We start from the raw sequence: 26,779 nt of genomic DNA, 5'->3' as shown, positions 1-26,779 counted from the left end.
CCTACAGACTATTAGAACACGTTCTAGTTTTGGCCGAAACGGCCGGGGAGTTCGGTCACATTCCGGTGGGTTTCGTGCCAGCGATCAGTTGCGAGACGGTCACGAAACCGTAACCGCGCGAACGGAGTTCCGCGACGATGCGCGGAATCGCTGCCGCCGCGGCCGACTGGTACATCGCATGCAACAGAATGATCGAACCCGGCCGGGCGCGGTTCACCGTCTTCGAGACTATGGCATCGGTGCTCGCCCCACCGGCGGAATCGGATTCGACATCCCACATCACGGTGGTGCGGTCGTGGTGCGACAGATACCAGGGGAGTGCGACCAGCTTCTTTCCGTAGGGCGGGCGGAAGGTCACCGGGCCGTGGTATCCGGTGCGCTCGATTTCGGCGTCGGTGCGCTCGACCTCGTCGCGGACCGTGGCCGGGGTGACGAAGACCAGCCGCCGGTGGGTGTAGCTGTGGTTACCGAGCTCGTGCCCGGCCGCCGCGATCTGCGCCCCGTAGTCGCGATGGGCCGCCAGGTCGCGGCCGACGAGGTAGAACGTGGCCGGAACATGTTCGGCGGCAAGGGTTTCCAGAATCGCGGGGGTGCGGTCGGTGGGGCCGTCGTCGATGGTCAGCGCGACGACCTTTGCGCTGGTGTCGACGCGGTGGACCAAGCGGCCGGCGACCTGGAAGGTCCGCGAATTCATCAGGACGTAGGTGCCGATCGACAGCACTGCCGCGAGGACGACGACGATCGCGCCGCCGAGCAGAAGCCTGCGTTTCACCGGCGAAACCTACCACCGGACACCGGGTCCGGTGGTAGGTGCGGATCACCAGTGCAGGCCGGGCAGCCGGTTGACGATACGAGCCGCGGGGGTGGGCAAACCCATCAGCGGCTGCACCACCGGCGCGAGCGCGAGCAGCGGACTGCGGCCGCCGGTCTCGCCCGTATCGGCGGCGGCGCGGCCGTGCTTGGCCGCGGTGGATTCGCCCGTCCGCCGGAAGCCTTGGTGCAGAATGGCCTTCTTCACCGAGGGCATGACCGTGTCGATGACCTGGGCGAAGGTGCCGATCGGAGTGTCGATGCGCGCGGGCCGCTCCTCGAGTGCGCGCACCACGATCGCCGCCGCCTGTTCAGGGCTGTGCACCGGCAGTGACCGGTACATCTCGGTCGGGGCGATCATCGGCGTGCGCACCAACGGCATCCGCACCGAGGTGAAGGTGATGCCGGCGTCGGCGTTCTCGACCGCCGCGATCTCGCTGAAGGTGTCCAGTGCCGATTTGCTCGCCACGTACGCGGCGAAGCGCGGCAGTTTGGTCTGCACCGCGATCGAGGAGATGTTGACCACGTGGCCGAATCGGCGCTCCCGCATCGCCGGCAGCAGCGCCAGGATCAGCCGCACCGCTCCGAAGTAGTTGACGGCCATCGTCCGCTCGAAGTCGTGCATGCGGTCGGTGGAGTTCAGCACCGAGCGGCGGATCGAACGCCCGGCGTTGTTCACCACGTAGTCGACATGGTGATGGTCGGCGAGCACCTGCTTGACCAGCAGTTCGACCGCCTTCTCGTCGGTGATGTCGCACGAATAGCTGTAGGCGTCGCCGCCCTGCTCGCGCACCTGGGCGGCCGCCGCCTCGAGCTCGTCGACCCCGCGCGCCACCATCAGCACCGTCGCGCCGCGCTGCGCCACCGCGTGCGCGGTCGCCAGGCCGATCCCGGAGGAAGCGCCGGTGATGAGCACGATGCGGTCGCGCAGCCGGTCGCCGCCGCCGTGGCGGCGCGCCCGGTCGGGATCCAGGTGGGCGCGCCAGTACCGCCACAGATTCTCGGCGTAGGTGTCGAAGGCGGGGACCTCGAGATCGGTGCGGCGCAGCAGCGCCCGGGTGGAATCGGAAACGAATTCCGACGCGAACGAGGTGTGCGGGGCGACCTCGGCGGGAATGCCGAACTGGCTCAACAGGAAATCGCGCGCCGCGGTGACACCGGGCAGCCGGTTCAGCGTTGCCATTGCGGTGTGGCTGCCCGGCACCGGGCCCATGCCACCGGGTGCGCCGGCTGCTCGCGACAGCGCGCCGTAGATTTCGGTGAACGGCTGCGGACGCGGGTTGACCAGGTGGAAGGTGCGCTTGTTCAGCCCCGGGCGGCCGATGAGCTCAACCATGGCCTGGGCGACGTAGTCGACCGGGACGATATTGGTCGCGCCGAGATCCGGCAGCGGCAGCGGCAGCCCACCCGGGAGCGCGGCCAGCCGCGCGATCGCGGGGAAGAAGTAGTACGGACCGTCGATCTTGTCCATCTCGCCGGTGCGGGAATCGCCGACCACGATGGCCGGGCGATACACCCGCCAGCGCAGCCCCGCGCTTTCGCGGACCAGTCGCTCGGCGGCGAATTTCGTTCGGTGGTAAGGAGATTCGAGATTCTGGCCGAGGTCGAAATCGTCTTCGAAGAATTTGCCGCGATGGTCACCGGCCACCGCCACCGACGACACGTGGTGCAGCATCGCATCCAGTTCGGTGGCGAGCGCGATCACCGCGCGGGTGCCGTTCACATTCGCCGCGTAGGCGGATTCCTCATCGGCGGTCATGTCGTAGACCGCGCCCAGATGCACCACATGCTGTGCGGCCGGCGGTTCGTCCACCAGCCCCAGTCCCTCGGCCGTCAGGTCTCCGACCAGCGGAAACACCCGGTCGGTGGCATTCCATCGGGCCGCGAGTTCGGCCAGTTTGGCCGCCGAGGCCTCGCGTACGAGCACGTGCACCACGGCATCGGAATCGGAGGTGAGCAATCCCTCCACCACGCGACGTCCCAGAAAACCCGTTCCACCGGTCACGATATAGGTGGCCATAACCCCTCCTTGCATGTCGAACATGTTGTCGCACAACGTTGTTCGTCCGACATGCGTCGGTGGATGCGGACTGAACGAATCGGCCTCTATCAGAATCGAGGTCGCTGTAGGAACCCCTGCGTGCCTAACTGGTGAGTAACTTTAGCTGGCGGCGAGTTGTGCCCGCAACCAAACGGCGCCCCCTGTGGTGTGGGACTTGTCACCACGTGGGAGCGCCGATCGGTATGTGTAACAACGATTTTGATGTAACTCGGAGACGCATCTGGCTACTTATTGGCAACCTTCCGGTCGATTGTCCAAGAGCGTCGGAGGTCGGTTCAGCCTTCGCGGCGGACCGGGAATTCGCTTGCCAGATCCGCGAATACGGCACTGTTGAGATCGAAGGCGTGCCGGCACTCGCCGAGTACTCGCTGCTTCTCCAGATCGTCGACGGCCAGTTCGTCGAGCAGGGTGCGGTAGCCGCGCTTGAATGCGGCCGGGCTCGCGATCTGATCGAACACGTAGAAGCGCACCCCGTCGCCACGCTTGGGCAGCTGCCACAGCTTCGCCGCGGTGCCGCGAATGACCTGACCGCCGGACAGATCACCCAGATAGCGGGTGTAGTGATGGGCCACATAGCCCGCGGGCCAGGTCTGTGCGCACTCGGTGATGCGGGTGGCGTACTCGGCGGTGGCGGGCAGGGCGTCGATGTCGTCGCGCCACTGCGGCCCGCCCAGATGCGCCAGATCGTCCTCGAGATGCGCCAGGCGCGCGAGTTCGGGCCGGATGAACGGACCGGCGACCGGATCGTCGGCGAGGGTGTCCCAGTGCGCCTCGAGCGCCCGGTAGATGTGCCAGAGCTGGCCGGTGTAGCGATAGAAGGCCCGGACGTCCAGGGCGCCGCCCAGCATGTCGCTCATGAAGGTGGAGTTCTCGGCGCGTTCGTGCTGTTCGGCGGTGGCGGAGCGGATCTGCGCGGAGAACGGCACGGGCTGCTCGGTGGAGGTGGCGTCCGGCATGATCGGAGATTTCCTCGCTTCGTGGGGCGACAAGTATGGGTAACCTAACTTCGCCTCCGACGATACCGGTCGACAAGCGTGACGGAATCAAACTTTCGGACGAGAAACCCACGCGCGGCCGTGTGCGCGGCGACCGGTGGATGTCGATGAACTGCCGTTTCGTCGCCGGCGGCGGACGGGGTGAACAAATCGTGCAAACCTCGCCGACTTTGCGAGTTTTCTCGCAGTCTGGTGGAGGTTTGCACGAAAAGTTCAGCACAACCGCCCCCGACCGTGTTCCCTGCGGGTCTGCGGGCGGTCCCGGCCTCGGACGTGGATCGTTCGTGGGCGCGGTCTTCCCGCTCGAGCATGGCGAACATGCGATGCTGGTGGCGCGGCAGAACCCTTGTAGGTCAATCGCTTTGGGGCGGGCGGTCGAACTTCTCGATCGTGGCTTTCGATGTCGATCGGTCTTGCAGGACCAGCTCCCACGGGCCCACGTTCACGTCGAAGTTCTTGCCGAACCCCACCCATTTGCCTGCTAGCCGGGTCGCCGTCAGTTCGGACAGCAGTTGGATCGCCCCGAAATACCGCGCGCCTTTGTAGTAGCCGCTGGGGGCCGTGGTTTCCGACCAGGTGCCCGTCGCGATATGCCCGTCGAGGGTGAGGTCGAGTTCGAGTGTGCCCGCCGCCGACTTCGGCAGGCTGCGTACGGTGAGCCGCTGCTCGTGCTGGAGCACGACCACGTAATGCGAGGACGTAAAGGTCTGTTCGCGGCCGGAGGAGTAGAACTCGTAGCGGGACAACCAGATTCCGGAGTACGTGCCGGAATTGGGCTGCGGTGCGGACTGGCCGGGATGGCGTTCCCGGGGGACGTCACCGATGGCTGAGTGGACTTCGTGGCCGGCCGTGTCGTCGCCGGACAGGCTGCGTCCGGCCATCACGGCGCCGAATCCGAGGCTTTCGATGGGCAGGCGCATCACCTGTTCCAACGCCCGCGCATGCGACGGGCGGGGATTGGCGGTCGCGCCGGATTCCCATCGCTGCACGAGTCGTTTCGTCGCACTGGCGCATCCGGCCTCGCGCAGCATGCGGGCGAGATCATCTTGGCTCAGCAGCCGCGCCGTGCGGGCGGCGCGCAACGCGACGTTCGGCGTTCTCATGCGCCCACCGTAGAGCAATGACGCCTGAATGTCGCCCCGTTTGTGTGCTGATTGACGCCGTTTTCGTCGTCGCCCGGCGGCGGTGGTCCGCGCGAATCTGTCCGTAGTTCCGGCGCCGGGAGCTTCGGTTCCGGGCGCCGGGGGATTCCGAACCGAACAGCGAGGGGTGTGTGCGATGTGGGTCTTGTTCCTGCTCACCGTGGGATTGCTCGTGTTGACTGTCGCGCTGGTGCGCCTTCCGCTGCGCGGCGAGGTGCGTCGCCGGGATCGGCGGTCGTGAGGGATGCGTGCCCGGTCGCGCTGGGGTGGGTGCATCCGGAGTCGCCGTGTCTCGACTGGGATATCGCTCAGGTACGGCGGCTGGCGGTGCGGCTGGGCTATCGGCTGGTGTGGGCGCCGGAGACGAGTCGGATACCGCTCGCCGATCAGGCTCGAGCGGCCGGTGCCGACGTCGTAATTGCGCCGTCGACAGAGCATTTCGACTTTCTCGCCCTGAATTCTGTGATGGCCGTCGCCGACGTCGCAACCGTGAATCCGCGGTTGTTGTTCGCGCGGTGGGCTACCGGTGGGCAACCCAACTGAGAGCCGTTGTGGGGGCGGGGTGACGATGGGGGTGGTGGCGCGTTTCGGACGGTGTGGTCCGGTGCGGCGAAACGTGTTTCCGGACGTTCGCCCGCCGCGGGCGAACCGAACTGTTCGGGCGAAAGCGACGAGTTCGGACAAGCTCGGACAAGTCGGACGCCTGGTGGCGCGCGCGAGACTCCTTGTGTTACAACGGTTTTACGGATAGTTCCCTAAGCTAATTAATTATTGAGAGGCGGCGGAATGTGCGGAATCGCGGGCTGGGTGGCGTTCTCGGACGACCTCACCCGGCAGCAGGGGGTTGTCGACGCGATGACCGAAACCATGGCCTGTCGCGGGCCGGACGGGCGGGGCACCTTCGTTCGTACACACGCGGCACTGGGGCACCGACGGCTGGCCATCATCGACCTGCCGGGCGGGACGCAGCCGATGACCGTACCGACCCCGGCCGGCGACGTAGCGATGGTGTACTCGGGGGAGGCCTACAACTTCCGTGAACTGCGCGAGGAGCTGCGCGGACTCGGGCACCGCTTCGACACCGACAGCGACACCGAGGTGGTATTGCACGGCTATCTGCAATGGGGTGAGTCCGTCGTCGACCACCTCAACGGCATGTACGCCTTCGCGATCTGGGACCAGCGCGACCAGAAGCTGGTGATGGTGCGCGACCGGATGGGGATCAAACCGTTCTACTACTACCCGACCCCCGACGGTGTGCTGTTCGGCTCCGAGCCGAAGGCCATCCTCGCCAACCCGCTGGCGGCCGCGACCGTCGACCTGGACGGTCTGCGCGAGCTGTTCGCCATGACCAAACAGCCCGGTTGGTCGCTGTGGAAGGGGATGGAAGAGGTGCTGCCGGGCACGCTGGTCACGGTGGACCGCAACGGAATTCGCACCCGCACCTACTGGCGGCTGCATGCCGTCGAGCACACCGACAGCCAGGAACGGACCGTCGCCCGGGTGCGTGAGCTGCTGACCGACATCGTCGATCGCCAGCTCATCTCCGATGTGCCGCGCTGCGTGCTGCTCTCGGGCGGACTGGACTCGAGCGCGATCACAGGCCTGGCCGCGGCCCGGCTCGCCCGCGACGGCGAGCAATTGCGCACGTTCTCGGTGGATTTCGCCAACCAGGAGCAGAACTTCGTTCCCGACGAGATGCGCGACACCCCGGATTCGCCGTTCGTGCGGGAGGTGGCAGCCCTTGTGCGCTCGGCCCATCGCGACGTGATGTTGAATCCGGCGGATCTGGCCGATCCGGCGGCGCGGCGCGCGGTCGTCACCGCCCGCGACATCCCTGTCGGTTTCGGCGATATGGACACCTCGCTGTATCTGCTGTTCGCGGCGATCCGGCAGCAATCGACCGTGGCGCTGTCGGGGGAGTCGGCCGACGAGGTGTTCGGCGGGTATCGCTGGTTCCACGACGAGGTGGCACTGAAGGAGGACAACTTTCCGTGGCTCGCGTTCAACAGCGCCCTGACCGGCGACTCCCGCTGGCAGATCCTGAACCCGGCCCTGCGTGAACGGCTCCGGCTCGAGGAGTTCGTCGCCGACCAATACAGCGCGGCGGTGGCCGAGGTCGAGCACCTCGACGGCGAATCCGAGGTCGAACACCGGATGCGGACTGTTTGCCACCTGCACCTGACCCGGTTTGTCCGCACGTTGCTCGACCGCAAGGACCGCGCGTCGATGGCGGTCGGCCTCGAGGTGCGGGTGCCGTTCTGCGACCACCGCCTGGTCGAATACGTCTACAACACCCCGTGGTCGCTGAAGACGTTCGACGGCCGGGAGAAGAGCCTGCTGCGGCATGCGGCCGAGCATGTGCTGCCGGAATCGGTCGTGCGGCGCGTCAAGAGCCCGTACCCGTCGACGCAGGATCCGGGCTACGCGGCGGTGCTGCAGCAGCAGGCGAAACATGTTCTCGCCGAGAGTGATTCACGGCTGTTCGACCTCATCGACCGGCAGTGGCTGCAGCGGGCGGTTGCCCTCGACCCGGCGGGCATCGACAGCGCCGTGCGCGCCGGATTGGACCGCATCATCGATCTGCACACCTGGCTGGAGCTGTATTCTCCGCAACTGCAGCTGGATTGAGCGCTCGTCCGGGCCGGCCCCGTCCCCCCTCGGAGCCGGCCCGGACGCTGTCCATGCTGGTCAAATACCTTGCCAGCCGTTTGCTCGCGCGCCGGAACAAGCACGTGAACATTATTTACTAATAGGTGTTCACAAAACGGGTGTGGTGTGGTTCACTCCATAGGAACGTGTTCCAAAGGAGGTACCGTGTCCGCGCCGTCTCTGCCGTCCATCAGTCACGATTTCGATTTCACCGACCCCGATCTGCTGTCGCAGCGCCTGCCCGTGGCCGAATGGGCCGAACTGCGCCGCACCGCCCCGGTGTGGTGGGTCGACCAGCCCAACGGAGTGAGTGGATTCGACGACGGCGGCTACTGGGTGGTGAGCCGGCTCGACGACATCAAGGAGATCTCGAAGAACTCCGAGGTCTTCTCCACCCACGAGAACACCGCGGTGATCCGTTTCAAGGGCGACATCACCCGCGAGGAGATCGAGATCCAGCGGGCCATGCTGGTCAACACCGATCCGCCTGCGCACGACAAGCTGCGCCGCATCATTTCGCGCGGCTTCACCCCGCGTGCGGTGGAGAGCCTGCGGGCCGCGCTGCGCGAGCGGGCCGAGCGGATCGTGCACGAGGCGAAGAAGACCGGCGGCGGCGACTTCGTCCAGCAGGTGGCCTGTGAGCTGCCGCTGCAGGCCATCGCCGAACTGCTCGGCGTGCCGCAGGAGGATCGCGTCAAGCTGTTCGAGTGGTCCAACCAGATGATGGGCTACGACGACCCCGAGTACGCCGACAGCTACAAGATGGCCAACGCCCAGGTCATGGGCTACGCGTGGAACCTCGCCGAGGAGAAGCGCAAATGCCCGGCCGACGACATCGTCTCCCAGCTGCTCAACGCCGATATCGAGGGTGAGGCGCTGGGCTCGGAGGAGTTCGCGTGGTTCGTCATCCTGCTGGCCGTGGCCGGTAACGAGACCACGCGCAACGCCACCACCCACGGCATGAAGGCCTTCGTGGACAACCCGGCGCAGTGGGAGCTCTATAAGGCCGAGCGGCCGCGCACCGCGCCCGACGAGATCGTGCGCTGGGCGACCCCGGTCATCGCGTTCCAGCGAACCGCGTTGTCGGACACCGAAATCGGCGGTCAGGCCATCAAGAAGGGCCAGCGGGTCGGCCTGTTCTACTCCTCGGCGAACTTCGACGAGGAACGTTTCGACAAGCCGTTCGACTTCGACATCATGCGAAACCCGAACCCGCACGTGGGTTTCGGCGGCACCGGCACCCACTACTGCGTCGGCGCCAACCTGGCCCGGCTGCAGCTGGATCTGATCTTCAACGCCATCGCCGACGTGATGCCCAACCTGCGTGAGGTTTCCGAGCCGGTCCGGCTACGCTCGGGCTGGTTGAACGGAATCAAGAGCTGGCAGGTCGCCTACGAGTGAGCGCCGCGGCCGCCGGGGCAGCGCCCTCGGCGTCCCCGGTCTCCGGCGGCCCAGGACACAGCGTGCGTACCGGCCTCGACGTACCCGTGACGTCGGGGCCGGTGCGCATGCGACGAAGGACGACGCATGACAGCCGCACGACGGGGCCGGATGCCCGCGGTCAGCGACGCCGACATCCGGCGCGTGGCCCGCACGCTCCTGGTGGAGCAGGGACCCGAGGCGGTGACCCTGCGCGCCATCGCGCGTGAGCTGGGTATCACCGCACCCGCGTTGTATCGGTACTACGCCTCCCGCGACGACCTGGTGGGTGCGCTGCGCAGCGATATCTGCGCCGACCTGGCCCAGGAGCTCGCCGAACAGGTGGCCGAGTTGCCCGAGGACGGCATGGTCCAGCTGTTCGCCATCTGCAAGGGTTTCCGGCAGTGGGCCCTGGCTCACGCCCACGAGTTCACGCTCGTCTTCGCCTCGCCGGCCGGGGGGTCGGCCAGCGCCATGCGGCAATTCGACGAACCGTTCGGCCGCATCTTCCTGGAGGCCGCGGGCCGGCTGCTGACCACCTACGACATCGTCACCCCGCCGACCGATGTGATCCCGCACGCGCTGCGCGAAGACCTCATCGGATTCCAGACCGAACTGCTCACCGTGCTCGCCGAATCGGGGCAGAAATTCCCGGCCGAGAAGCTGGACCTGGGTGTCACCTATCTGATGATCCAGTTCTGGGCTCGGCTGTACGGGCATGTCACCCTCGAAGTCTTCGGCAACTACCCGATGCCGGTCGGCAACCCTGATGCGCTGTTCGATGCGACGCTGGCCGATCTGGCCCGCTCCATCGGGTTCGCGGCCTGAGGCATCCCGGGCCGCGAACCCGGCGGTCTCAGGTGAAGTCGTCGGGGCGCACCCCGGTGACCCGCCGCAGGATCCGCGGCCGGCGCAGCCACCGGGCGAACCACTCGCCGAGCGTGATACCGCCGCCGAGGGCACAGCCGACTACCAGCGCGGCGAACATCTGATTCAGCCCGACCAGCAGATCGTCGTTGATCAGGGCGAACAGGCCGCGATAGACCTTGAGACCGGGAAGCAGCGGAGTGATGCCCGCGATGGCGACGACCAGCGGGGGCGTCACCGCGCGGCGGGCCAGCAGACCACCGGCGAGACCGATCGCGGTCGCCGAGACCGCGGCCGCGATCACCGGCCCGAAACCGGCGTGCTGCACGAACAGGTAGCACACGGTGATCCCCGCACCGCTGATGGCGGCGACGGCGAGGGCCCGGCGCTCGGCATAACAGGCGAGCGCGAACGCCGCCGCCGCCACCGCACCGGCGGTGATCTTCAACGGCAGATTGGTGATGTCGTAGGACGGCGACATGTCGATCGGCGGCACCTGGGCGCCGAAGGCTTGCGCTCCGCGCAGTGCCAAACCGACCCCGCCGATGATCGCACCGGTCATGACCAGCACTTCCAGCATGCGGGCGGCGGCCGTGATCGGTGCGCCGGTGATCGCGTCCTCGACCGCACCGACCAGCTGTAAACCACTGAGCAGCACGGTGATCCCGGCCGCGACGATCACGCTGGGATTGGTCTCCAACCCCTCGGCGAAGGTCTGCAGCAGTATTGCGGGCAGGGTCGCGATGATGCCGCCCATCATGTTCTGGAAGAAGAAGGGCAGGCCGCGCTTGTTCAGCTCGCGGTTGCATCGGTCGATCAGCAACGTCGTGGCGAAACTCACGGCCGCGACCAGCACGCCACCACCCAGCAACAGCGCGATGGACGCCGCCAGCAACGACCAGCCGAAGGTGGCGACCCACCGGTTGTAGGGGTGCGGGGCGGTGGTGATCGCGTCGAGGGCGGCGTGCGCCTCCTGAGGCGGCACCACCTCGCGGCGGATCCGCCGGGTCAGGCGGTCGACGGCCGACAGGCGAGTGAAGTCCAGCGAGCGGTACTGCACCACCCGCATGGTGCTGGCGGGCGGCAGCGACGGACCCCGATCGGCGGAGATGCGAATCGAGTTGTAGGTCACATCGATATCGCACTGCGCCAAACCGTATGTCGCGGCGATGAATTCGACCTGTGTGCTGGTGTCGGTCACGGCGGTGCCCGACGCGAGCACCACCTCGCCGACTCGCTCGGCCAGGTCGAGCACCTCGGTTACCGCGGCGTCGTCGGTGAGATCGATCGGCTTCAGCGGGGCCGGTGCCTCGACCACCGAGTCCACCGTGGCGCGCCGCTGGGCGACCAGCCGATCGGTTACCGCTCCCATCGCCCGATGCCACAACGAACTCGGCCGGGTTTCCGGCCCCGTGCGGACGAGTTCGGGCTCCAACTCATCTGTCACACTGCACACGGTAGCCGGAGTCGCCGCGCGGCCCGGGGTCAGCTCCCTCACGCCGCCGGAAGCGGCGAATAGAGCAAACCGCTGGTTATCGTCGGTGCTTCCCAGTCCCGCTACAGTCGATAACCATGGGCACCGATACGGCTACGGGTACTGAAGCAGCAGATTCCGTGAGATCGGACTCCGCGCAGTCGGAGGCCGGGACATCGAGCACCGGGATATCGAAGAACGGGAAGTCGACCGCCGACCATCTGCGGGCCGCGCTCGACGGCCCGTGGCGCGAGGTCCGCGAACAGGCGCGAAGGCAGTTGGTCGACGACCGGTTGTTCGGTGATCCCTACCTCGACTACCGCCAGGCTCGCGCGCGAGTACTGGACCAGATGCGCCTCATCGCCGAATTCGGTTATGCGGAAAAAGGTTTCAGTCTGGAGCACGGTGGCACCGGCGATCCCGGCGGGGCCGTGACCGGCCTGGAGATGCTCGCCTACACCGATCTGTCGCTGTGGGTGAAGGCCGGCGTGCAGTGGGGTCTGTTCGGCGGCGCGGTGGAAAACCTCGGCACCGACCGCCACACCGACATCGTCAAACGGCTGCTGTCGCTGGATCTGCTCGGCTGTTTCGCGATGACCGAATCCGGGCACGGCAGCGACGTGGCGAATCTGGAGACCACCGCCACCTACGACCCGGCGACCGGTGAGTTCGTGGTGCACAGCCCGACCGCCTCCGCCCGCAAGGACTACATCGGCGGCGCCGCCGAACACGCCCGGATGGCGGCCGTCTTCGCCCAGCTGATCACCGGCGGCGAGAGCAAGGGCGTGCACTGCTTCCTCGTCCCGATCCGCGACGAGGAGGGCAACGACCTGCCCGGGGTCACCACCTCGGACTGCGGTCTCAAGGGCGGTCTGCCCGGCGTCGACAACGGTCGCATCGAATTCGACCACGTCCGGATCCCGCGGGAGAACCTGCTCAACCGCTACGCCGACGTCGAACCCGACGGGACCTACCGCTCCGATATCGAGAACCCGAGCCGCCGGTTCTTCACCACGCTGGGCACACTGGTGCGCGGACGGATCAGTGTCGGCGGCGCGGCCGCCGCCGGTGCGCGGGTGGCGTTGAGTATCGCGCTGCGCTACGGCGACAAGCGCCGCCAGTTCTCCGATCCGGACGACGGCAGCGAAATCCTGCTGCTGGACTATCGCAGCCATCAGCGCCGGCTGTTCCCGCATGTCGCGCGCGCGTTCGCGCTGGCGTTCGCCCAGAACGATCTGGTGCGGCGCATGCACCTGGTGCAGACCGGGCAGAATCTGGACCCGGAGGCGCAGCGCGCGCTGGAGAAGCGGGCCGCCGGCCTGAAGGTCGCCCAGACCCGCCACGCCACCCGATCCATCCAGGAATGTCGCGAATGCTGCGGCGGCGCAGGCTATCTCACCGAGAACCGGCTGGTCACCCTGAAGGCCGACACCGACGTGTTCACCACCTTCGAAGGTGACAACGTGGTGCTGACCCAGCTGGTGGCCAAGGAGCTGCTCACCGCCTACTCCGACGAGGTGCGCGATCTCGACGCGCTCGGCTGGGTGAAATTCGCGGCCACCATGGCCCGCGACGTGGTGCGTGAGACCTCGGGTGTGCGCCAGCTCATCCAGCGCCTGCGCGACCGCTCCGACGACGGCGTCGACGAGGGCGATCTGTCCCGGCGTTCGGTGCAGCTGCAGCTGTTCGCCGACCGCGAGGACTATCTGACCCGCACCGCCGCGCACCGGCTGCGCGCGCGGGCCGAGGAGACCGGGCCGTTCGAGGCGTTCAACAACGCACAGGACCACATCCTCGCCGCCGGTGAGGCGCATATCGACCGGCTGGTGCTGGAGGCGTTCATCGAGGGCATCGCCGATATCGAGGATCCCGACGCGCGAGCGCTGGCCGACACCGTCTGCGATCTGTTCGTGTACTCCACCATCGAACAGAATCAGGCCTGGTACATCATGCACCGCTTCATGTCGGTGGATCGGGCCAAGTCGGTGCGCCGCGGTGTCAACGAACTCGTGGACCGATTGCGGCCGGAGTCGGCCACACTCGTCGAAGCGCTCGGCGTGCCCGAGGCCATGCTGCGCGCGGCGATGCTCGACGACGCGAGCGCGCATCAGGGCGCGTGAACCCACGCTCGATATCGGCGGCCGGTGACGGTGGGGCGGTGGCCGGGCGCGGCTATGGTCGACAGGTGCCCGCTCCACCGCCGGTCGCTCGATATCGAGCGCATGTCGTTGCCGCCGCCGTCACCCTGATCGGCCTGCTGATCACCGTGACGGTTCCGCTGAGCTTCCCCGCCGGCGGGGGGCCGACGGCGTTCGATCGCGCGATCGACGATCGCGTGCACGAGGGGTTGGACGCGCATCGTGGCGTCTACGACGCGCTGGTGGTACCGAGCGACGCCTATATCATGTTGCCGCTGTTGCTGATCGGTGTGCTCTACTGCGCCCGCCGGCGCGACTGGTGGGGTGCCGGATTTCTGGTGCTCGTCCCGGAGCTGGTGGTCGCGATCAACACCTGGGCTTTGAAACCGCTGTGGGACAGGCATTTACAGCACTATCTCGCCTACCCGAGTGGGCACTCCGTCCAATTCGTCGCCATCGCAACGGGTTTGCTGCTCGTCGCCGCCACCGTGCGCTTGCGCCTCGTCCTCGGCGTGGTCGCCGTACTCGCGCTGGCGGCCGTGGCGGTGGGCATGGTGGGTCTCGGCTATCACTATCCGACCGATGTCGTCGGCGGCACCGCGTTCGCCGTCGCGGCGGTGACCGCATGCTGGGCGGTGACGACGGCACTGCGCACGCGGTTCGAGACCCGGCCGCTCCGGGCGGAGGCCGCCGGCGAGTCCGGTGCCGGTGCACAGGCGGAGTCGGGCGAGGATGCCGCGGGGGGCAGCGATCGTACGGCGGGCACGCCCGCGGCCTGAGGGATGCCCGCGGCGGGCGCCGCCGGTCCGGCTCAGCCGGGGCCGAAGTTCAGGACCAGCGAGATCACGAACCAGACCACCCAGGCAGCGCCGACGAGCATGCCGATCGCGAGCAGGATGCGCAGCACCGCCCGGCCGGGATCGATGCGGTCCGCCTCCTTCGGATACAGGTTCCACGGGCTGTACCAGGGCATCGTGATCGCGACGGGGCGCCCGTAGGACTGATCGGCGTGGGCCTGTTCCTCCAGGAACGCTTCCGCCTGCGCCTGTTGCGGGCCGCCGTACCACAGCGTGGTGTCCACCGGTCCGCCGAAACCCTCGGCGACGAGATCCTGCGGGGCGGGCAGATACGGCAGAATGCCCAATCCGCGGAAGGTCAGCGCGACCTCGTTGACCGTCCACTGCGCCCTGCCCTGCGAGGTGAGCGCGGTCAGGCAATCGGCCAGCCGCCTGGGATCGTCGCCGAGCACCACCTGGAAGCCGGGATCGTTCCACAGCTGGCGGATCGTCGGCTGGGCCCCGTGCGGCGGCACCACCACGACCACGCCCTGCACCACGCGCTGGCCCAGGCCCCGTTCGGCCAGCCAGTTCTGCAGTGCGTGGGTGTGCTCGCGGGAGCGGTCCAGCGGTGTGCCGCGATCGCCGCCCTCGAAACTCACCACGTGCCCGCCGACCCGCCACGGCCCGTTCAACGGGACCTCGAGGTCGCCGCTCACCCGCTCGACCAAGGCCTCGGCCTCGATCACCACGCAGGTGGTCGGCGTCCAGATCACCGCATCGAACTGATGCAGCCGGTCGGCGTAGAACAGGCTGCAGTTGACCGTTGCCACACCCTGCGGGTCACCCGGCCCCTTCCAGGTACGCAACCAGTCGATGAGGACCCGCTCGGCCAGGGTCCCGGCCGCGTTCTGCACTCGCACGAGCATTGGCGACCGCCCTTCCGTCGACACCCGATACCGGAAAGCATAAGGGGCACTACGGGTCCGGGGGAGACTTCGACGCGCCGGTGTCGGCATATCGCGCCTTCGCCGCCCGGCGGGGCAGTGGCGAAGGCGCCCGGTATGCAGACCGTCAGCGCTCGGCGGGCGCGGGATCGATCGGCGCGATGGGCAGCCGAAGCGCTCCGGGCGCGGTATCGGGCACGGTGGCGTAGTGGGGGGCGACCGGGTCGATGCGGCGGTAGCCCGCGCCCAGTTCCGGCCGCGGATCGGGTTCACCCTTGTTGGGCCAGAACGCCATCGCGCGTTCGGCCTGCGCGGTGATCGTCAGCGACGGGTTCACCCCGAGGTTCGCGGTGACGGCGGATCCGTCGGCGATATGCAGTCCGGGATGGCCGAATACGCGCTGATACGGGTCCACCACACCGCTTTCGGGTCCTTCGCCGATCACGCAGCCGCCGATGTAGTGCGCGGTGGCGGGGATGTTGAACACGTCCATGACCAGGCCGTGCACGTCGCCGTCGACCTTCTCCCCGAACCGGCGGCCGACCTCGTGAGCCAGCGGAATCCAGGTCGGATTCGGTTGTCCGGTGCCCTGTCTGGTCTTCAGCTGCCCCCAGCGGCGGAACGAGGTCAGCGAATTGTCCAGCGACTGCATCACCAGCAGGATCACCGACTTCTCCGAGGCGTGGCGGGCGTTGAGGCTGCGCGCGAACACCAGCGGGTGCAGCACGATGGCCAGCAGGAAGCGCAGGAACCGGAACGCGCCGCCGTCGACGATCGGCACCGACATCGGGAACAGCGCGTTCTGCCCCTTGCCGTAGTGGCAGACCTCGACGTGGGTGTCGGGTTCGGGATGGATCGAGGAGGTGATGGCGATGCCCTCGGCGAAATCGCTGCGCTGCCGGCTGACCACATTGAGAATGGCCTCGGAGTTGCTGCGGGTCAGCTCGCCCAGCCGGGGCGACAGGTTCGGCAGCACCTCGTCGTCGCGCATCTTGTGCAACAGCTTCTGGGTGCCCAGCGCCGCGGCGGCGAAGACGACCTGTTCGGCGGTGAAAGTCTTGCGGCCCTTGCGAACCCAGCGATCCGAACGCTGCGTCTCGATGGCGTAGCCGCCGCCCACCATCGGACGCACGCGCGTCGCCGTGGTCAGCTCGAACACTTTCGCACCGGCCTGTTCGGCGAGGTACAGGTAGTTGGTGGGGGTGGTGTTCTTGGCGTTGTGCGGGCAGCCGGTGAAGCAGCGCGCGCAGTGGATGCAGCCGCTGCGGCGCGGGCCGGCGCCGCCGAAGTAGGGGTCGTCGACCTCGACGCCGGGCTGCTCCTCGTTGAAGAACACGCCGACGTTGGTGGGGTGATAGGTATCACCCACGCCGAGATCGTCTGCGATGGAACGGATCACCTCGTCGGCGGGCGTGACGCGCGGATTGGGCGCCACGCCCAGCATCCGCTTGGCCTGGTCGTAGTAGGGGGACAGTTCACTGCGCCAGTCGGCGATATGGGCCCACTGCTTGTCGGTGTAGAAGTTCGGCAGCGGTTCGTAGAGGGTGTTGCCGTAGATCAGCGAGCCACCGCCCACACCGGCGGCGGAGAACACCGCGCACTTGCCGAGCACGCTGATCCGCTGCGGCCCGGTCAGGCCCAGGCGCGGCGCCCAGATCGACTTGCGCACATTCCAATTCGAATTCGGAATGGCCTCCGCGGGCCAGCGCCGGCCGGATTCCAGAACGGCCACCCGATAGCCCTTCTCGGTGAGGCGCAGCGCACTGACGCTGCCACCGAAGCCGGAGCCGATCACCACCACGTCGTAGTCGAAGTCGGGCATGTCTTCCTCTCGTCACCGCGTTCACAATGAAACGGTTTACGACTCATTGTGTCACTCGCTAGTGTGCCATCCGGGCGGATGCGACCGGTAAACCTATCGTGCCGCCGTACCCGTCGCGGCGTGCCCGAATGGCGCGGCGGGATCGGTTCGGGTAAGCAACAGGCGTGAGCAACCGACCGGCCGGCGGGTCCGGCCCCGACCATCAGGCCTCCGAGCCCCCGGAGCCCGCGCGCGAGTCCGCGGACGCCGCGGTCGGCACGGAGACCGACCGCATTCTCACCGTGCCGAACGTGCTGAGTGTGCTGCGGCTGATCGGCGTGCCGGTCTTCCTCTGGCTGCTGCTGGTCCTGCATGCCGACGGCTGGGCGTTCGCGCTGTTGGTCGCCAGTGGCGTCACCGACTACCTCGACGGAAAGCTGGCGCGGCTGCTCGATCAGTACTCGCGGCTGGGCGCGCTGCTGGACCCGTTGGTGGATCGGTTGTATCTCATCGCCACCGTGCTCGGCCTGCTGGTGCGCGGAATCCTGCCGTGGCCGTTCGTCGTCGTATTGATCGGCCGCGACCTGATCCTGAGCGCGACGCTGCCGATCTATCGCCGCCGCAACCTCGATCCGCCGGAGGTCATCTACCTCGGCAAGGCGGCCACCTTCGCGCTGATGTCGGCGCTGCCGTGGCTGCTGGCCGGCCAGATGGATTGGGCGGCGGCCGGTTTCGGCCGGGCCTTCGGCTGGGCGCTGCTGTGGTGGGGTACGGCGGTCTACGTGTGGACGGGTCTGCTGTATCTGCGCAAGGCCTTCGCCGTCGCCCGGACCATACCTGTTGCGCCGCGAGCAACTTCGTAGCGGGTGTGGCGATCCGACGTGTCGGCACGGGTCGATAGAGTTGTGCCGAACGCCGGTCGGCCGACACCCGTGAAAGGACGCCCCGTGAGAGGAATCAGCCTGTGACCAACCTTCCCGAGGATCTTCGCTACACCGAGGAACACGAGTGGGTGCAGCGGATCGCGCCGAACCGCGTGCGGGTCGGTATCACCGATTTCGCGCAGTCGCAGCTCGGTGATGTGGTGTTCGTGCAGCTGCCGGCAGTCGACACCGTGGTGTCGGCCGGCGAGGCGATCGCCGAGGTCGAATCGACCAAGAGCGTCTCGGAGATCTACGCTCCGCTGAACGCGAAAGTCGTTGCGGCGAACGAAGATCTCGACTCCGAGCCGGAATCGCTGAACACCGATCCCTACGGCGACGGATGGATGTTCGAGCTGCAGATCGACGACGCCGAGGCACTCGATACCGCCCTCGGTGCATTGCTCGATGCCGCAGGTTACCAAGGAGTTATCGAGGGCTGAGTCAGCCTTCCCAGTTCTACCTGCACGGGTGCGGCCCAGCAGGGTACGGTCAATGCCAACAGATGTGCCGGCGGCCGGTGCCGGGAACTCTGCCGGAACTTGCCGGTGACACCTGACAGCGCGACAGCCTGTCGCGATGGGTGGCGACGGTGAGGGCAGTGCGCTCGGAATTGGCGCCGGATACCGGTACGGAAAATCGGTTCGAGGAGGAGAGCAAGGGTGAGCGAGAACAAAGACCCGGGATACGGGGAGAGCGCGGCCGAAACGACTTCGGTGTTCCGCGCTGACTTCCTCAACGAGGTCGACGCGTCGCGCTCCGGTGAGCAGACCGGCGAGCAGCCGGTGCAAGGGGTCGAGGGGCTGCCCGCGGGTGCTGCCCTGCTGGTGGTCAAGCGCGGTCCCAACGCGGGGTCGCGGTTCCTGTTGGATCAGCCCACCACGTCGGCGGGCCGTCACCCCGACAGCGACATCTTTCTCGACGATGTCACCGTGTCCCGTCGGCACGCGGAGTTCCGGCAGGACGAGGACACCTTCCAGGTCGTCGACGTGGGCAGCCTGAACGGCACCTACGTCAACCGGGAGCCGGTGGATTCCTCGGAGCTGCAGAACGGGGACGAGGTGCAGATCGGCAAGTTCCGGCTGGTCTTCCTGACCGGACCGCGACCGCAGGTCAACGAGCCGAGCGCATAACGGCCGAGGCGGATTCCACTGATGACTGGCGCAGCGCAATGGACACGCGGAGGAATGTCGATCGGCTCCGTGCTGGACCTGCTGCGTCCGGATTTTCCGGACATCACCATTTCCAAGATCCGCTTCCTCGAATCGGAGGGGCTGATCCGCCCGGAGCGCACGCCTTCGGGATATCGCAGATTCTCGGTCGCCGATGTCGAGCGGCTGAAATTCGTGCTGACCGCGCAGCGGGATCAGTATCTGCCGCTGAAGGTGATCAAGGAGCAGCTCGAAGCGATCGACCGCGGCGCGGCGACCCTGGGTGTGCGCGAGGCGCGGGCCCGGGCCGACGGCGCCGGTGTGGACGGCTCGGGGCGTGCGCCCGAGTCCACCCGCACGGTGGGCGCCCCCGCGGCGCCCCGGCGGCTGGGTGTGGTGTCCGGCGAGGTGTCGCCGGACGAATTGCGTCTCGATCACGAAATGCGCGTCACGCGTGCCGATCTGCTGGAGCAGGCCGGGATAGATGAGAAATTTCTCACCGAACTGATACGCGCCGGGCTCATCACGCCCGGCGCTGCCGGATTCTTCGACGCCGAGGCCGTCACCTTGGCTCGCACCGCCCAGGCGCTGAGCGAATTCGGTTTGGAGGCACGGCATCTGCGGGCGTTCAAGCTGGCAGCGGACCGGGAGGCGGCCATGATCGCCCAGATCGCCGCGCCGATAGCCAAGAGCCGCGACGCCGATGCCCGGGCCCGCGCCGAGGAGACCGTACGCGAGTTGGCGGCGTTGTCGCTGACGCTGCATACCAGCTTGGTGAAGACGTCGGTGCGGGCTTCCCTCGGCGGCTGAATTCTTCGCCTAGACTCGGTGATACGGCCTGCCCAGCTGGGCTCGTGCGGGCGGCCGGCGAGTATGGGAGGCCAGTGCGATGAGTGAAATGCGTGTGATCGGCATCCGGGTCGAGCAGCCCCAGAACCAGCCCGTGTTGCTGCTGCGTGAAGAGTCGGGCGACCGTTATCTGCCCATTTGGATCGGTCAGGCCGAGGCGACCGCCATCGTGCTCGAGCAGGAGGGGGTGACCCCGATCCGGCCCCTGACCCACGACCTGATCAAGATCCTGATCCACGACCTCGGCCACACCTTGAAAGAGGTGCGAATCGTGGATTTGCAGGAGGGAACCTTCTACGCCGACCTCGTCTTCGACAACGACGTGCGGATCTCCGCACGTCCGTCGGATTCGATAGCTATCGCCTTGCGGGTCGGTTGCCCGATCTACGCGGAGGAACCGGTCCTCGAGGAAGCCGGGCTGGTGATGCCCGACGAACGCGAGGACGAGGTGGAGAAGTTCAAGGAGTTCCTGGAGTCGGTGTCACCGGACGATTTCAAGGCCACCGACAGCTGAGCTTCTCGCCCGGGTTACCGGCGACCGCGTATGACGGTCAGGTGATCTCGACTGTGCTCTATACCTCACGTAGAGGGTGAGAAACACGCCGCACGCGGAGTTTGGCTCCATGCCCGTGCTGCCGAGACAATCGACAGAGTAGCCTCGACAGTTAGGCCGTTGTTCTTCTTCGGCGATGCAGTGAGGGAGTAGCAGTGGGAGACCGACCGCAGCAACCAGCACCCGACCCGCGGCCCACCGCGGTCGTGCAGCCAGGGCTGTTCCCTGACGACACGGTGCCCGACGAGCTGGTCGGTTACCGCGTTCCCAGCGCCTGCCAGGTGGCCGGTATCACCTACCGGCAGCTCGACTACTGGGCCCGCACCGGGCTCGTCGTCCCCTCGATTCGCAGCGCCACCGGTTCCGGCAGTCAGCGCCTGTACTCCTTCAAGGACATCCTGGTTCTCAAGATCGTCAAGCGGCTGCTCGACGCCGGGATCTCACTGCAGAACATCCGCATCGCCGTCGATCATCTGCGCAGCCGCGGGGTCGAGGATCTGGCCGGGATCACGCTGTTCTCCGACGGCACCACCGTCTACGAATGTTCCTCGCCGGAAGAGGTCGTCGATTTACTGCAGGGCGGTCAGGGCGTCTTCGGTATCGCCGTCAGCGGGGCCATGCGCGAGCTGACCGGCGCGATCGCCAACTTCCCGGCCGAACGCGCCGAGACCCACGAGGCGAGCGACCGGCCCGAGGACGAATTGGCCTACCGGCGCAAGGCACGCGAGAACCGCAAGACCGGATAGTCGTCGCTCGCCGAATGTGATGCAGCCGACTGCGTGCTGAGCTGGGTCGGAAACATGGCGTTTACCGCGCACCGCTTAGACTGAGGGTGCGTCGCCGCCGTGCGGGAGAGTTCCGGGTTTCGTCCCGGACGCCGAAGGAGCAGCACCTCCCCGTCAATCTCTCAGGCATCAGGGACCGTACGGAGTTCGACGCCTCTGGAAAGCGGCGGCCGCACACAATGCGGGCCGCCCGCCCATGGGGAAAGGGATCGCGCGCGACCCCGAATCTCTCAGGCGCCACGACAGAGGGGGAGGGCCGACAGTCGTCGACGGTGGCACCCGGGGTGCCGGTCGACCCGCCCGAGCCTTGGAGCTGCCGTGACCCGTAGTTTCGCCGAGCGCCACATCGGACCCGACACCACCGAACTGGATCGGATCCTCGATACCGTCGGCGTCGGGTCGATGGACGAACTCGCCGCACGTGCCGTGCCCGCGAGCATTCTGGACGCCGCCGGCGAGACCGGACTGGACGCGCTGCCGACCGCGGTCTCCGAACACGACGCTCTCACCGAACTTGCGGCGCTGGCGCATTCGAACACCGTCGCCACGTCGATGATCGGCCTCGGTTACTACGACACCCTGACCCCGCCGGTGCTGGTCCGCAACCTGCTGGAAAACCCCGCCTGGTACACCGCGTACACGCCGTATCAGCCCGAGATCAGCCAGGGCCGGCTCGAAGCGCTGCTGAACTTCCAGACCATGGTCTCCGATCTGACCGGGATGGAGGTGGCCAACGCCTCCATGCTGGACGAGGCCACCGCCGCGGCCGAGGCGATGACGCTGCTGCAGCGCGCCAACCGCAAGAGCACCTCCCAGCGCCTGCTCATCGATGCCGACCTGTTCCCGCAGACCCGAACCGTGCTGACCACCCGGGCCGAACCGCTCGGCATCACGCTGGTCGAGGCGGATCTGAGTTCCGGCGAACTGCCCGAGGGCGACTTCTTCGGCGTGGTCCTGCAGACTCCGGGCGCCTCCGGCCGGATCGCGGACCCGACCGCGGTGATCGCCGCGGCGCACGCGCGGGGTGCGCTGGTCGCGGTCGGCGCCGACCTGCTGGCGCTGACGCTCATCGCCCCGCCCGGGGAGCAGGGCGCCGACGTATGCTTCGGCACCACCCAGCGGTTCGGTGTCCCGCTCGGCTTCGGCGGTCCGCACGCCGGATATCTCGCGGTGCGCACCGCACACGCGCGGCAACTGCCCGGCCGGCTGGTCGGCGTTTCGGTCGACGCCGACGGGGACCGCGCCTACCGGCTCGCGCTGCAGACCCGCGAACAGCACATCCGCCGCGAGAAGGCGACCTCGAACATCTGCACCGCGCAGGTGCTGCTCGCGATCGTGGCCGCGATGTATGCCTCCTACCACGGCGCCGACGGGCTGCGCGCGATCGCGCGGCGGGTGCACGGTCACGCCGAGCGGCTCGCCACCGGGCTCGGCGACGCGGTCGTGCACGAACGCTTCTTCGACACCGTCCTGGTGTCGGTGCCCGGTGGCGCCGAGGCCGTGGTCGCCAAGGCGAAGGGGCGCGGTATCAACCTGCGTCTCGTCGACGCCGACCATGTGGCGGTGGCCTGTGACGAGGCGACCACCGAGGCCCAAGTGGCAATCGTGCTGGAATGTTTCGGCGCCGACGGGGTGCCGGAGACGGCCACGCTGCCCTCGATCGAAACCCGGACCTCGGCCTATCTGACGCATCCGGCGTTCACCCGTTATCACACCGAAACCGCGATGCTGCGGTATCTGCGGCAGCTGTCGGACAAGGATATCGCCTTGGACCGCAGCATGATTCCGCTCGGTTCGTGCACCATGAAGCTCAACGCCACCGCCGAGATGGAGCCCATCACCTGGCCCGGTTTCGCGCGCCTGCACCCGTACGCGCCGCTGGAGGACGCGCCCGGCATGCTGCGGGTGATCGAGGATCTCGAGCACTGGCTGGCCGCGGTCACCGGGTACGACCGGGTGAGCCTGCAGCCCAATGCCGGTAGTCAGGGCGAGTACGCGGGATTGCTCGCGATCCGCCGCTATCACCTCGACCGCGGCGACACCCACCGCGACACCTGCCTGATTCCCTCCAGTGCGCACGGCACCAACGCCGCGTCGGCGGCGATGGCCGGGCTGCGGGTGGAGGTCGTGAAATGCCGGGACAACGGCGACGTCGATCTGGACGATCTGCGCGCCAAGATCGCCGATCACGCCGATCGGCTGGCCTGCATCATGATCACCTATCCGTCCACCCACGGCGTGTACGAACACGAGGTGGCCGAGTTGTGCGCGCTTGTGCACGATGCGGGCGGACAGGTGTACGTCGACGGCGCGAATCTGAATGCTCTTGTGGGACTTGCCCGCCCGGGGCGCTTCGGCGGCGACGTCTCGCACCTGAACCTGCACAAGACCTTCTGTATCCCGCACGGCGGCGGAGGTCCCGGCGTGGGCCCGGTCGCGGTGCGCGAACATCTGGCGCCCTACCTCCCCGGCGATCCGCTGCAGCCGGATTCGCACGCGGTGTCCGCGGCGCGGTACGGTTCGGCCTCGATCCTGCCGATCACCTGGGCCTATATCCGGATGATGGGCGCCGACGGCCTGCGCCGGGCCACGCTGACCGCGATCGCCTCGGCCAATTACCTTGCGCGGCGGCTGGATTCGCATTTCCCGGTGCTCTACACCGGGGAGAACGGCATGGTCGCCCACGAGTGCATCCTGGATCTGCGCGAGATCACCAAGCGCACCGGCGTGACCGTCGACGATGTGGCAAAACGCCTGGCCGACTACGGATTCCACGCCCCGACCATGAGTTTCCCGGTCGCCGGGACGCTGATGGTCGAGCCCACCGAAAGTGAGAACCTCGAAGAGCTCGACGCCTTCGCCGACGCGATGATCGCGATCAAGGGTGAGATCGACGAGGTTGCCGCCGGCACCTGGCCGGTCGAGCAGAGCCCGCTGCGCGGCGCCCCGCATACCGCCGCTTCGCTCGTCGGCGAGTGGGACTATCCCTACAGCCGCGAGACCGCCGTTTACCCGCTGGGTGTGCACTCCGGCCGGGCCAAGGTATGGCCTGCGGTCCGGCGCATCGACGGAGCCTTCGGTGACCGCAATCTGGTGTGCTCGTGCCCGCCCCTCGAGGCCTACACCGACTGAGTTATCTGCCGAGCGCGGGCGGGTCACGCTTCGGCGGCGACCGCCTGCGCGTAGGCCTCGGCGAGGCGTTCGGTGGCGGTCGGCTTGCCGGTATCCGGGCGCGCGATGCCGAGGTGGCGTTCGCGCAGCTCGTCCATGAATTCCGCCCACAGTTGCGGGCCGCCGGCCTCGAGCAGTTCCGCGCGGACGCGCAATTCGGGGGTTGTCGGACGGTGTCGCAGGCCCCAGGAGGCGAGGGCGGCCAGGACCGGAACCAGCTGGATCGCGGGTTCGGTGAGGCTGTAGGCGGCGCGCTGTCCGCGGCGGACCTCGTCGCGGGTCAGCAGTCCGGCGTCGACGAGGGTTTTGAGCCGGTCGGCGAGGATATTGGAGGCGATGCCCTCCTCCGACCGGGACTGCAGCTGCCGGAAATGACGGCGGTCGCCGAACATGATGTCGCGCAGCACCAGCATCGTCCACCGATCGCCGACCACCTCGACGGCGGCGTTGATCGGGCAGCCCGACCGCTGTTCCGAAAGCTGTTCCTCGGACACCACACCTCCTTCGCCAACTGCTTGCATCTTACTAGCACTAGCGGCTGTGACGGTGCCCGAGATCCGCTGGCTGGTGAAGCCGGCGGCGAACGGCCCTACGGCGTGGTCAGCGCGTGGTTGACCGCGGTGCCGAAGGTCATGTCGTCGGAGGTGCTGACCTTGGTGTAGGTGCCGCCGGTCTTCTGAGCCAGATTCTGCAGGGTCTGCGCCCCCTGGCCGCCCACGACGATCACATCCACCCGCACCGGATGCGCGGCATCGGCGACGCCGGTGATATCGGTGATCAGCTGATCCCCGGTCACCGAGGAATTGTCGTTGGGGCCGCCGGTGATGAGCAGCACCGAATTCGTCTTACCCGGGGAATAGTTCTTCACCGCGCTGCGGTAGGCGGCCTCGAGCGACGGGTAAGTGCGGTCGGTGCTCGAACCGGCCAGCGTGACGTTGCCCAGGGCAGTGGACAATTCGGAGCGGTGTTGCGGTGTGAGCGCCTGGGTGGGCGCGACCATTCGATACGGATTGCCGTCGGTCAATTGATTGGCGTAGATCCAGGCGCCGGCACCGAAATCCGGCGGCATCGTGTCGAGGGTCGACTGGACCGCGGCGAGAGCGTTGTTCAACCGCGACATCGAACCGTCGCTGGGCGCCATCGACGCCGAGGTGTCGATGAGAATGGTGGCCTGCACGCCCAGGACCGGATGGGCGAGCACCGACTGCACCCGATCGAGGACCGACTTCGCCGGCACCGCGGTGGGTGTGGCGGCCGCGGCGCCGAATCCGTTGTCGGTGAACAGCTTCTGTTGTTCGGGAGCGCGCAGGAAGTCGGCGAACATGCCGGCCGCCAGGTTCTGGGTCTTGTCGACCCAGCTTCCGGTGAGCATCGCGGCGGGATGATCGGCGACCGGCGCGGCACCGGTCGGATGGAACAGCGCGACGCTCGGCCGGGTCTTGGCTTGCTGCTCGGTAACTGCTACCGCGTGGATCGGGGAGTTGGGGCCTTGCGCGGAATCGGCGACCGCCGCCAGCGCGGAGGCGGTGTCCCCGGATTCCGGTGCGTCGGCGGCCAATCCGGAGATGGCGGCGATGACCTGACCGGACGCGGCGGATTCATCGGTCAGCGGATCGGAGCCGGAGACGGCCGACCCGACCGCGACCGCGGCGGCCAGCGAATCGTCACCTGGTGGCATCGCCATCCGCAGCGGACCCCAGCTGCCGAGGCCGATATCGCCGAGCGACCCGCGCTGCAGGCGCGCCAGATCCGACCAGCTGAGGTTGGCCTTCTCCATCGCTTGCGCCAGGGTGCCGGGGGCGGCCACCGCGATCGGGCTGACGGCGATCGAGGCGGGCGTGCCCTGCACCAGTCCCGGAACCCGCATCTGCTCGACCGCCCGCGAAGAACTCGGAATCCAGAGACCGGGTTGTGGGCCGAGCTTGGCGTCCCAGTTCGGGGCGGTGAGCCCGGTCACCATCGCGGCGGTGGTCCGTTCGGTGACGGAGACCTTCGCGCAGTGATCGCGGACCTGGGGGTGGGTGGCGTTGTAGCGGTCGGCGGCGGCGCGCACGGGAGCGGCGATATCGGGATCGACGGTGACCGCGAGCGTCACCGGGCCCTCGATGCACTGGCCGGCGGCGCTGCGGTTCTCCGATGCCGAACGATTGCTGAGCCAGAACCAACCGGCGACCGCCACGATCAGCAGCAGGACCGCCACCACGGTGATAACCAAACCTTTGCTGACGCCCCGTGATCCGTCCGCGCTGCGATGTGTGCCCACGATT

Annotated in this window: 22 protein-coding genes and 1 riboswitch; of the genes, 13 read left to right on the top strand and 9 right to left on the bottom strand. The window is 67.6% G+C overall.

Going from position 1 to position 26,779, the window contains the following annotated elements; genetic code table 11:
- Positions 1–55 precede the first annotated feature (55 nt).
- The 4 genes from NN2_RS12135 to NN2_RS12120 all read right to left on the bottom strand — a co-directional run bounded on the left by NN2_RS12135 (position 56) and on the right by NN2_RS12120 (position 4,970).
- Positions 56–772 (bottom strand): polysaccharide deacetylase family protein, encoded by a 717-nt coding sequence (locus tag NN2_RS12135; protein ID WP_063013150.1) that lies wholly within the window; start codon positions 770–772, stop codon positions 56–58.
- 45 nt (positions 773–817) lie between these two features.
- Entirely contained in the window at positions 818–2,830 is a 2,013-nt protein-coding gene (locus tag NN2_RS12130) for an SDR family oxidoreductase (RefSeq protein WP_063013148.1), read from the bottom strand.
- 317 nt (positions 2,831–3,147) lie between these two features.
- Positions 3,148–3,828: a biliverdin-producing heme oxygenase gene (locus NN2_RS12125; protein WP_063013146.1), complete on the bottom strand. Its 681-nt coding sequence runs from the start codon at positions 3,826–3,828 to the stop codon at positions 3,148–3,150.
- A 392-nt stretch (positions 3,829–4,220) separates the two neighbouring features.
- Entirely contained in the window at positions 4,221–4,970 is a 750-nt protein-coding gene (locus tag NN2_RS12120) for a helix-turn-helix domain-containing protein (RefSeq protein WP_063013144.1), read from the bottom strand.
- A gap of 276 nt (positions 4,971–5,246) precedes the next feature.
- Here NN2_RS12120 and NN2_RS12115 point away from each other — a divergent pair, with 276 nt between their 5' ends.
- The 4 genes from NN2_RS12115 (at position 5,247) to NN2_RS12100 (ending at position 9,908) form a co-directional block, all read left to right on the top strand.
- Positions 5,247–5,552 (top strand): hypothetical protein, encoded by a 306-nt coding sequence (locus NN2_RS12115; RefSeq protein ID WP_245658667.1) that lies wholly within the window; start codon positions 5,247–5,249, stop codon positions 5,550–5,552.
- Positions 5,553–5,795: 243 nt separating this feature from the next.
- Positions 5,796–7,640: an asparagine synthase (glutamine-hydrolyzing) gene (asnB, locus tag NN2_RS12110; protein ID WP_063013142.1), complete on the top strand. Its 1,845-nt coding sequence runs from the start codon at positions 5,796–5,798 to the stop codon at positions 7,638–7,640.
- A 186-nt stretch (positions 7,641–7,826) separates the two neighbouring features.
- The gene (locus NN2_RS12105) at positions 7,827–9,062 is read left to right on the top strand and encodes a cytochrome P450 (protein WP_063013140.1); all 1,236 of its coding nucleotides are present in this window, start codon (positions 7,827–7,829) and stop codon (positions 9,060–9,062) included.
- A gap of 126 nt (positions 9,063–9,188) precedes the next feature.
- Positions 9,189–9,908 carry a TetR/AcrR family transcriptional regulator gene (locus NN2_RS12100; protein ID WP_030517733.1) on the top strand — a complete coding sequence of 240 codons (720 nt, stop codon included), beginning with the start codon at positions 9,189–9,191 and terminating at the stop codon, positions 9,906–9,908.
- A 28-nt stretch (positions 9,909–9,936) separates the two neighbouring features.
- Here the strand turns inward: NN2_RS12100 and NN2_RS12095 are convergent, their stop codons facing one another.
- The gene (locus NN2_RS12095; RefSeq protein WP_063013138.1) at positions 9,937–11,319 is read right to left on the bottom strand and encodes a threonine/serine exporter family protein; all 1,383 of its coding nucleotides are present in this window, start codon (positions 11,317–11,319) and stop codon (positions 9,937–9,939) included.
- Between the two features lie 200 nt (positions 11,320–11,519).
- Between NN2_RS12095 and NN2_RS12090 the strand changes: the two genes are divergently transcribed.
- Both NN2_RS12090 and NN2_RS12085 read left to right on the top strand, forming a co-directional pair.
- Complete coding sequence (locus NN2_RS12090; RefSeq protein ID WP_082856935.1) at positions 11,520–13,541, top strand: acyl-CoA dehydrogenase family protein; 2,022 nt, start codon at positions 11,520–11,522, stop codon at positions 13,539–13,541.
- A 65-nt stretch (positions 13,542–13,606) separates the two neighbouring features.
- Positions 13,607–14,338 (top strand): phosphatase PAP2 family protein, encoded by a 732-nt coding sequence (locus NN2_RS12085; RefSeq protein WP_245658665.1) that lies wholly within the window; start codon positions 13,607–13,609, stop codon positions 14,336–14,338.
- 32 nt (positions 14,339–14,370) lie between these two features.
- Here NN2_RS12085 and NN2_RS12080 read toward each other — a convergent pair whose 3' ends face one another.
- Positions 14,371–15,264, bottom strand: coding sequence for a nuclease-related domain-containing protein (locus NN2_RS12080; protein WP_030517729.1), 894 nt, complete (start codon positions 15,262–15,264; stop codon positions 14,371–14,373).
- A 145-nt stretch (positions 15,265–15,409) separates the two neighbouring features.
- Positions 15,410–17,104, bottom strand: coding sequence for a GMC oxidoreductase (locus tag NN2_RS12075; RefSeq protein ID WP_063013136.1), 1,695 nt, complete (start codon positions 17,102–17,104; stop codon positions 15,410–15,412).
- A gap of 272 nt (positions 17,105–17,376) precedes the next feature.
- Here NN2_RS12075 and NN2_RS12070 point away from each other — a divergent pair, with 272 nt between their 5' ends.
- The 7 genes from NN2_RS12070 to gcvP all read left to right on the top strand — a co-directional run bounded on the left by NN2_RS12070 (position 17,377) and on the right by gcvP (position 24,473).
- Positions 17,377–17,946, top strand: coding sequence for a CDP-alcohol phosphatidyltransferase family protein (locus NN2_RS12070; RefSeq protein ID WP_036500985.1), 570 nt, complete (start codon positions 17,377–17,379; stop codon positions 17,944–17,946).
- Positions 17,947–18,047: 101 nt separating this feature from the next.
- A complete protein-coding gene (gene gcvH / locus NN2_RS12065) occupies positions 18,048–18,446 on the top strand; it encodes a glycine cleavage system protein GcvH (protein WP_063013135.1) in 399 nt (132 codons plus the stop codon).
- Between the two features lie 219 nt (positions 18,447–18,665).
- Positions 18,666–19,136 (top strand): oxoglutarate dehydrogenase inhibitor Odhl, encoded by a 471-nt coding sequence (odhI, locus tag NN2_RS12060; protein ID WP_036500944.1) that lies wholly within the window; start codon positions 18,666–18,668, stop codon positions 19,134–19,136.
- Between the two features lie 54 nt (positions 19,137–19,190).
- Positions 19,191–19,964 carry a transcriptional regulator FtsR gene (ftsR, locus tag NN2_RS12055; RefSeq protein WP_174554964.1) on the top strand — a complete coding sequence of 258 codons (774 nt, stop codon included), beginning with the start codon at positions 19,191–19,193 and terminating at the stop codon, positions 19,962–19,964.
- A 79-nt stretch (positions 19,965–20,043) separates the two neighbouring features.
- Complete coding sequence (locus NN2_RS12050) at positions 20,044–20,517, top strand: bifunctional nuclease family protein (RefSeq protein WP_030517724.1); 474 nt, start codon at positions 20,044–20,046, stop codon at positions 20,515–20,517.
- Positions 20,518–20,711: 194 nt separating this feature from the next.
- Entirely contained in the window at positions 20,712–21,302 is a 591-nt protein-coding gene (locus NN2_RS12045; RefSeq protein ID WP_051024556.1) for a MerR family transcriptional regulator, read from the top strand.
- A gap of 92 nt (positions 21,303–21,394) precedes the next feature.
- Positions 21,395–21,490, top strand: a riboswitch (glycine riboswitch).
- 169 nt (positions 21,491–21,659) lie between these two features.
- Complete coding sequence (gene gcvP / locus NN2_RS12040; protein WP_063013131.1) at positions 21,660–24,473, top strand: aminomethyl-transferring glycine dehydrogenase; 2,814 nt, start codon at positions 21,660–21,662, stop codon at positions 24,471–24,473.
- Between the two features lie 23 nt (positions 24,474–24,496).
- Here the strand turns inward: gcvP and NN2_RS12035 are convergent, their stop codons facing one another.
- Positions 24,497–25,006, bottom strand: a complete 510-nt coding sequence (locus tag NN2_RS12035; protein WP_245658664.1) for a winged helix-turn-helix transcriptional regulator — start codon at positions 25,004–25,006, stop codon at positions 24,497–24,499.
- A 95-nt stretch (positions 25,007–25,101) separates the two neighbouring features.
- A complete protein-coding gene (locus tag NN2_RS12030) occupies positions 25,102–26,775 on the bottom strand; it encodes a substrate-binding domain-containing protein (protein ID WP_181063972.1) in 1,674 nt (557 codons plus the stop codon).
- Between the last annotated feature and the right edge of the window lie 4 nt (positions 26,776–26,779).

Source organism: Nocardia nova NBRC 15556 (genome assembly GCF_001613005.1).
GTDB lineage: Bacteria > Actinomycetota > Actinomycetes > Mycobacteriales > Mycobacteriaceae > Nocardia > Nocardia nova.
Note: the sequence above shows the minus strand (reverse complement) of the source record. Positions and strands in the feature narration are given on the sequence as shown.